Source organism: Streptomyces sp. NPDC059456, from assembly GCF_042750055.1.
In the GTDB taxonomy this organism is placed as follows: domain Bacteria; phylum Actinomycetota; class Actinomycetes; order Streptomycetales; family Streptomycetaceae; genus Streptomyces.
On the sequence record NZ_JBHYVA010000473.1, the window covers coordinates 1 to 6,762 of the forward strand.

General features: G+C 76.2%; 6 protein-coding genes. 2 read left to right on the forward strand and 4 right to left on the reverse strand.

Going from position 1 to position 6,762, the window contains the following annotated elements:
* Window positions 1-91 precede the first annotated feature (91 nt).
* The 3 genes from ACFXA3_RS30695 to cbiE are packed head-to-tail and all read right to left on the reverse strand — an operon-like array spanning window position 92 to window position 3,073.
* Window positions 92-1,000 (reverse strand): cobalt-precorrin-6A reductase, encoded by a 909-nt coding sequence (locus tag ACFXA3_RS30695; RefSeq protein ID WP_385191939.1) that lies wholly within the window; start codon window positions 998-1,000, stop codon window positions 92-94.
* On the reverse strand, window positions 990-1,739 hold the full coding sequence (gene cobM / locus ACFXA3_RS30700; RefSeq protein ID WP_385191941.1) for a precorrin-4 C(11)-methyltransferase: 750 nt from the start codon (window positions 1,737-1,739) through the stop codon (window positions 990-992). Before cobM ends, ACFXA3_RS30695 begins: the two co-directional genes overlap by 11 nt.
* Window positions 1,736-3,073 (reverse strand): precorrin-6y C5,15-methyltransferase (decarboxylating) subunit CbiE, encoded by a 1,338-nt coding sequence (gene cbiE, locus ACFXA3_RS30705; protein WP_385191943.1) that lies wholly within the window; start codon window positions 3,071-3,073, stop codon window positions 1,736-1,738. The genes cobM and cbiE overlap by 4 nt, the downstream gene beginning before the upstream one ends.
* A 178-nt stretch (window positions 3,074-3,251) precedes the next feature.
* Here cbiE and ACFXA3_RS30710 point away from each other — a divergent pair, with 178 nt between their 5' ends.
* Together ACFXA3_RS30710 and ACFXA3_RS30715 are read left to right on the forward strand one after the other, a co-directional pair.
* Window positions 3,252-4,184 (forward strand): oxidoreductase, encoded by a 933-nt coding sequence (locus tag ACFXA3_RS30710; protein ID WP_385191945.1) that lies wholly within the window; start codon window positions 3,252-3,254, stop codon window positions 4,182-4,184.
* Window positions 4,185-4,525: 341 nt separating this feature from the next.
* On the forward strand, window positions 4,526-6,010 hold the full coding sequence (locus ACFXA3_RS30715) for an NAD(P)/FAD-dependent oxidoreductase (protein WP_385191947.1): 1,485 nt from the start codon (window positions 4,526-4,528) through the stop codon (window positions 6,008-6,010).
* A 3-nt stretch (window positions 6,011-6,013) separates the two neighbouring features.
* Here the strand turns inward: ACFXA3_RS30715 and ACFXA3_RS30720 are convergent.
* A partial coding sequence (locus ACFXA3_RS30720; RefSeq protein ID WP_385191949.1) for a trypsin-like serine peptidase occupies window positions 6,014-6,762 on the reverse strand: 749 nt, incomplete at its 5' end.

Below are 6,762 nucleotides of genomic sequence, written 5' to 3' on the forward strand. Positions count from 1 at the left end.
CGGGACACGATCATGGGCTGCGCGGGCACGACGGCACATCGCGGAAAAGCGGGAGAAGATCCTCCCCCGATCGGGGGAGGCGGACCTGACGTCAGGCTTCGCCGAGCCAGTCGAGGACGGCCTGGACCGACCCGGTCTCCAGGACGCCCTCCGGAACCGGGGGCCGACGGACCACCAGCACCGGGATGCCGGCCTCGCGGGCCGCGGTGAGCTTGGGCGCGGTGGCCGAGCCGCCGCTGTCCTTGGTGACCAGGACGTCGATCCGGTGCCGCGCGAGCAGCTCCCGCTCGCCCTCCAGGGTGAACGGGCCACGGGCCAGCAGCACGTCGAGGCGGGGCGGAACGGGTGCCTCCGGCGGGTCCACCGAGCGCACCAGGAACCAGGTGCCGGCCAGCCGCGCGAAGGCGTGCAGCCCCATCCGGCCCGTGGTCAGGAACGCCCGGCCGCCGAGCTCCGGCAGCACCTCGGCCGCCTCGGCGAGGGAGCCGGCGAAGTGCCAGTCGTCCCCGGGCCCGGGAGACCAGCCGGGACGGCGCAGCGCGATCAGCGGGACGCCCGAAAGCGCCGCCGCCTCGGCCGCGTTGAAGCTCATCCGCTCCGCGAACGGGTGCGTGGCGTCGACCAGGTGGGTCACCCGGTTCGCCGCGATCCAGGCTGCCAGGCCCGCCGGGCCGCCGAAACCGCCGATCCGCACCTCGCCCGGCGGCAGCACCGGCGCCGCCACCCGCCCGGCGAGCGAGCTGGTCACCCGCAGCGGGCCACGCGCCGCCGCACCGAAGCCGAGGCCGAGGCCGAAGCCGGAGTCGGAGCCGAAGCCGGAGTCGGAGCCGGAGACGAATCCGGAGCCAGGGCCGGCGCCGGTGTCCGCCGCGGAGCCCGGAGCAGTACCCGGGCCGGCGTCGGCCGCCGCGCCCCCGGCGGCCAGCGCGGCGGCCAGGCGCCGGGCCTCCGTCGTACCGCCCAGGATCAGGACGTGGCCGCGCACCGGTTCAGCAGACATGCCGGTCGCGCTCGGGGGAGTACAGGTGGCTGTCGCGGAACTGCTCGGCGCCCAGCGTGCGGCCGACCACGATCACCGCGGTCCGCACCAGTCCGGCCGCCTTCACCTGCTCGGCGATGTCGGCCAGCGTGCCCCGCAGGATCAGCTCGTCGGGGCGGCTGGCCATCGCCACCACCGCCACCGGGCACTCGGCCCCGTAGTGCGGCAGCAGTTCGCCGACGACCCGGTCCACGTAGCGCGTCGCCAGGTGCAGCACCAGCAGCGCGCCGCTGCGGCCCAGCGTCGCCAGGTCCTCGCCGGGCGGCATCGGCGTGGCCTGCTGGGCGATCCGGGTCAGGATCACGGTCTGGCCGACGGTCGGGACCGTCAGCTCCCGCTTCAGCGCGGCCGCCGCCGCCGCGAACGCCGGGACGCCGGGCACCACCTCGTACGGGATGCCCGCCGCGTCGAGCCGCCGCATCTGCTCCGCCACCGCGCTGAAGATCGACGGGTCGCCCGAGTGGAGCCGCGCCACGTCCTCGCCCGCCGCGTGGGCCCGTACGCACTCGGCGATGATCTCGTCGAGGTTCAGCTGCGAGGTGTCGACCAGGCGGGCGTCCGCCGGGCACTCGGCCAGCAGTTCGCGCGGTACCAGGCTCCCCGCGTACAGGCACACCGGGGCGGCGGCCAGCGTCCGGGCACCGCGCACCGTGATCAGGTCGGCGGCGCCGGGGCCCGCACCGATGAAGTACACGGTCATGTCGTCTGGTCCTCTGCTTTCTCTGTGGCCGCGTTCTCTGCGTTCTCTGCGTTTTCTGTGGTCGCTTCGGTCGCTGCCGTGGTGTCCTCGGGCCGCGGCCGGGGCTTCGTCACGGACCACTGGGTGACCGGCATCGCCTGCCGCCAGCCCGTGAAACCGCCGACCGGCACCGCGTGCGCGACGGCGAGTTTGACGAGGTCGCCGCCGTGCCGGCGGTAGCGCTCGGCGAGGACCGCCTCCGACTCCAGGGTCACGGTGTTGACCACCAGCCGGCCGCCCGGCGCCAGTGCCGCCCAGGCCGCGTCCAGCAGGCCCGGAGCGGTCAGTCCGCCGCCGATGAACACCGCGTCGGGGGCCGGGAGCCCGTCGAGGGCCGCGGGCGCGGCGCCGGTGACCACGCGCAGCCCCGGCACGCCGAGCGCCGCCGCGTTGCGGGTGATCCGGGCCGCCCGCTCCGGGACGCGCTCCACGGCCACCGCCCGGCAGGAGGGGTGCGTGCGCATCCACTCGATGCCGATGGAACCGGAGCCGCCGCCGATGTCCCACAGCAGTTCGCCGGGGGCCGGGGCGAGGGCGCACAGGGTCGCGGCCCGCACGTGCCGCTTGGTGAGCTGGCCGTCGTGCTCGTACGCGCCGTCGGGCAGGCCGGGCGTCGCACCGAGCCGCGGGACGTCGCTGCGCGGATCCCGGCGGCAGTCCACGGCCACCACGTTCAGCGGGTCGCCCGGCTTGTGTTCCCAGCCGTCGGCCCGTCCCTCGTAGGCGTCCTCGCGCTCGGAGCCGAGCTGCTCCAGCACCCGCATCCGGCTCGGGCCGAAGCCCCGTTCGCGCAGCAGGGCGGCGATCTCGCCCGGGGAGGCCGCACCGGCGCTGAGCACCAGCACCCGCCGTCCCTCGTACAGCGCGGCCGCGAGCCGGGCCACCGGACGGCCGACCACCGTGACCACCTCGGTGTCCTCCACCGGCCAGCCCAGGCGGGCGCAGGCGTACGACACCGACGAGGGGTGCGGGTGGACCCGCAGGGCGTCCGGCCCGAGCTCCTGCGCCAGGGCCCGCCCGATCCCGTAGAACATGGGGTCGCCACTGGCCAGCACGGCGATCCGGCGGCCCGCGTGCTCCGCCATCAGCTTCGGCACGGCCGGACGCAGCGGGCTGGGCCAGGCCACCCGCTCGCCGGCGCACTCGGCGCCCGGCAGCAGGTCCAGCTGCCGCGGCCCGCCGATCAGCACCTCGGCCCCGGTCAGCGCGGACCGCGCGGCGGAGGTGAGCCCGGCCCAGCCGTCGGCGCCGAGGCCGACGACCGACACGGGGATGGAGGGCGGTGCGGAGCTCACTGCGCAGTACCTCGGGACGGGTGGGGAAGCGGGCGGACGGACCCGCAGCCTACTGGCCGGTGCACCGGCCCCCGGCTCCACCCCCGCGAAGGGTGAGGTCTACCCTCGGTAACCCCTTGGCCCCACCGCCATCCCACCGCCATCCCACCGTCACCCCCACCGTCACGAGGGAGCTCAGATGCCCGGCTGGAACGCCCAGAACATCCCCGGCCAGAGCGGCCGCACCGCAGTCGTCACGGGTGCCAACAGCGGCATCGGCTACACGGCCGCCCGGGAGCTCGCCCGGCACGGCGCGCAGGTGGTGCTGGCCTGCCGCAGCGCGGCCCGCGGCCGGGCCGCGGTGGTACGGCTGCGCGCCGAAGTACCGGGAGCCGAGGTGGAGTTCGTCCCGCTGGACCTGGCCGACCTGGGCTCCGTACGGGAGTTCGCGCAGGCGTACGGGCAGCGCCACGGCTCCCTCGACCTGCTGGTGAACAACGCCGGGGTGATGGCGCTGCCGTACGGGCGGACCGCCGACGGGTTCGAGACCCAGTTCGGCGTCAACCACCTCGGCCACTTCGCCCTGACCGGACTGCTGCTGCCGCAGCTGCTGGCCGCCGGGCCCGGGGCCCGCGTCGTCACCGTCTCCAGCGGGTTCCACGCCCTCGGCGACGTCGACCACGACGACCTGAACGGCGAGCACGGCTACCGGCGCTGGATCGCGTACGGCCGTTCCAAGACCGCCAACCTGCTCTTCACCCACGAGCTGGCCCGGCGGCTGGGAGCCGCCGGCTCCGGGATCGTCGCCGCCGCCGCGCACCCCGGCTACGCCTCGACGAACCTGCACGCCGGGGCCTCCCGCCAGGAGGGGCACCGGCCCATGTCGCGGCTGATGGGCCTCGGTGCCGCCGTCCTCGCCCAGTCCGCGGCCGCCGGTGCCCTGCCCACCCTGTACGCGGCCACGGCGCCGGGGGTGCGGCCCGACGCGTTCTTCGGGCCGCGGCTCGGCTGGCGCGGGGCGCCCGCCCCCTCCTGGCGGGCGAAGTGGACCCTGGACGACACGTCCGGCGAACGGCTCTGGGCGGCCTCGGAGAAACTCACCTCCGTCGCGTACGGGTTCCCCGCGAACTGAGCGGGACGGGGGCCCGGGCCGTCGCCGGGCGGTCCGCACCGTCCGGGTGTCCCGCCGCCGACGGTCAAGGGCGCCGACGGCCAGGGCGCCGATGGCCAGGGCGCCGCCGGTCCGGTTGCCCCCGGTCCGGTTGCCGCCGTCCGGATGCCGCCGGTCCGGTTGCCGCCGTCCGGATGCCGCCGGTCCGGATGCCGCCGGTCCGGATGCCGCCGGTCCGGATGCCGCCGTCCGGTTGCCGCGGTCCGGGCGCCCCGCCGTGAGCCCGTCCGCCCCCGGGGTGCCTCGGGGCGCCCCGGGCGGCACCTGATCCGGGGCGCGGGCGCCACGGAAGACTCGGCGCCATGGACGACGACACGGACAACCACCCAGAAGCCCACGAAGCCCACGATCACGCGGTGGTCCTCGGCGCAGGCCTGGCGGGGCTGCTGGCGGCGCGGGCACTCGCCCAGCGGTTCGCGCGCGTGACCGTGGTGGAGCGGGACGAACTGGCGGACACCGGACCGGCCTTCCGGCCCGGTGTGCCACAGTCCCGGCACGTGCACGTGCTGTGGTCGCGGGGCCTGGAGGTGATGGAGGGGCTGCTGCCCGGTGTCACCCGGGAGCTGCTGGCGGCCGGCGCGGCGCTCATGGAGTCCCCGCGCGACTTCCTGTGGCTGAGCCCGGCCGACTGGTTCCACTCCGTTCCGGGCTCCCGGATCCTCGTCGGCAGTCGTGAACTCATCGACTGGACGGTCCGCCGGGAAGTGCTGCGGGACGAGCGCATCCGCATCCGCTCCGGATCGGCGGCGACCGGGCTCGTCGCCGGAGCCGACGGCCGCTCCGTCACCGGAGTGCGGCTGCGCGAGGGCGGCCCGCTGACCGCCCGCTTCGTGGTCGACGCGACCGGGCGGACCTCCCGCGCCCCGGCCTGGCTCGCCGCCCTCGGCCACCCGGCCCCGGCGACCACCCGCTACGACTCCCACCTCGGCTACTCCAGCCGCTACTACGAGATCCCGCCGGACCCGGCCCGCCGCTGGCAGGGCATGTACGTCCAGGGCCGCCCGGACAGCCCGCGCGGAGGCGTGCTGGTGCCCCTCGACGACGGCCGCTGGCTGGCGACCCTGATCGGCAACGGCGAACACGCCCCGCCGACCGGCGACGAGGAGTTCCTCGACTACACCCGGACCCTGCGCACCCCGGCCCTCCACGACGTCCTGCGCGACGCCAAACCGCTGTCCTCGCCGACGGGCTTCCGCAGCACCGCGAACGAACGGCGCCACTACGAACGCCTCGACCGCTGGCCGGCCGGATTCCTCGTCCTCGGCGACGCCGCCTGCCGGTTCAACCCCGTGTACGGCCACGGCATGACGGTCGCCGCCCTCGCGGCGGACGCCCTGGCCGGCGCCATCCGCGGCCTGGCACCCCGGGAGATCGCCGCGGCCGCCCGGCGCATCCAGCGCCGCACGGCCGCCGCCATCCGCGGCCTGGCACCCCGGGAGATCGCCGCGGCCGCCCGGCGCATCCAGCGCCGCACGGCCGCCGCCGCGGACGTGGCCTGGCAGATCGCCACCAGCGAGGACATGCGGTACCCGGGGACCGAGGGACCGCCGCCCGACCAGGCGACCAGGGTCCTCCAGGCCTACATGGCGAGGGTGATCGTGGGCGCCAACGCCGACCCGGAGATCTCCCGGCCCTTCTTCGGCGTGCTGTCCCTGTCGGCCTCGCCGAACACCCTGCTCAGCCCGGGCACGGTGATCCGGGTCCTGTCCAAGTGGCGGCTGCCGACGGTTCCGGAGACCGCCGCCTACCCGCCCCACCACCACGCCCCGCCGGACTCCGGACCGTAGGGCTCAGCCCGCCCGGGACCGGCGGGCCGCCACGGCCCGTTCGTACAGGGCGCGCACCGCGTCGTCGAAGAAGCTGCTGTACGAGGTCTTCTCGTCGCCGCCCCCGTCGCGGCCGCCGACCACCCCGATCAGGGTGTGTCCGTCGGTCAGCACCGGACCACCGCTCGTGCCGTCGGGTACGTCCGCGCAATCCAGCCGCAGTTGCGCGGGCCCCGCGGCACGGGCGGTGTTGAAGCACTCCACCGGGTGCTCGGTGTCGTTCGGATATCCCACGACCCGGGCCGGGGCCGGCAGTTCGGGTCGGAACCGGATCGTCCGGGCCCCGGTGGAGTCCTCCAGCCGCTCGCCGGGGCGGCCCGGCCTGCGCACCCGGAGGAAGGCCACGTCGTGGTCGGGGTCCTGGTCCTCGGTCCAGCGGGGGTCCACGTCGATCCGCGTGGGCACCCAGACCCCGTACGGGGCCCTGCCGTCCCGGTAGCCGGGGACGAAGACGAGGTTCGTACGGAAGCCCAGGCTCCCGCGGTACACGCAGTGCGCGGCGGTGACGACCAGATCGCCGCCGGGGGAGTGGACCACGCCCGCCGAGCAGTGGTGGTCCCCGTCCCCGTCCTCGCCGGGCGAGAACAGCGCCCCGGTCGCGGGCTCCGCGGCGGCGGGACGCGCGACCAGCGGATCGGAGGGCTGCCAGCCGCCCGACCGCCAGTGCACGTCGGTCGGGGGGCCGCTCGTGCCCTGCGCGGTCGGGCCCGGTG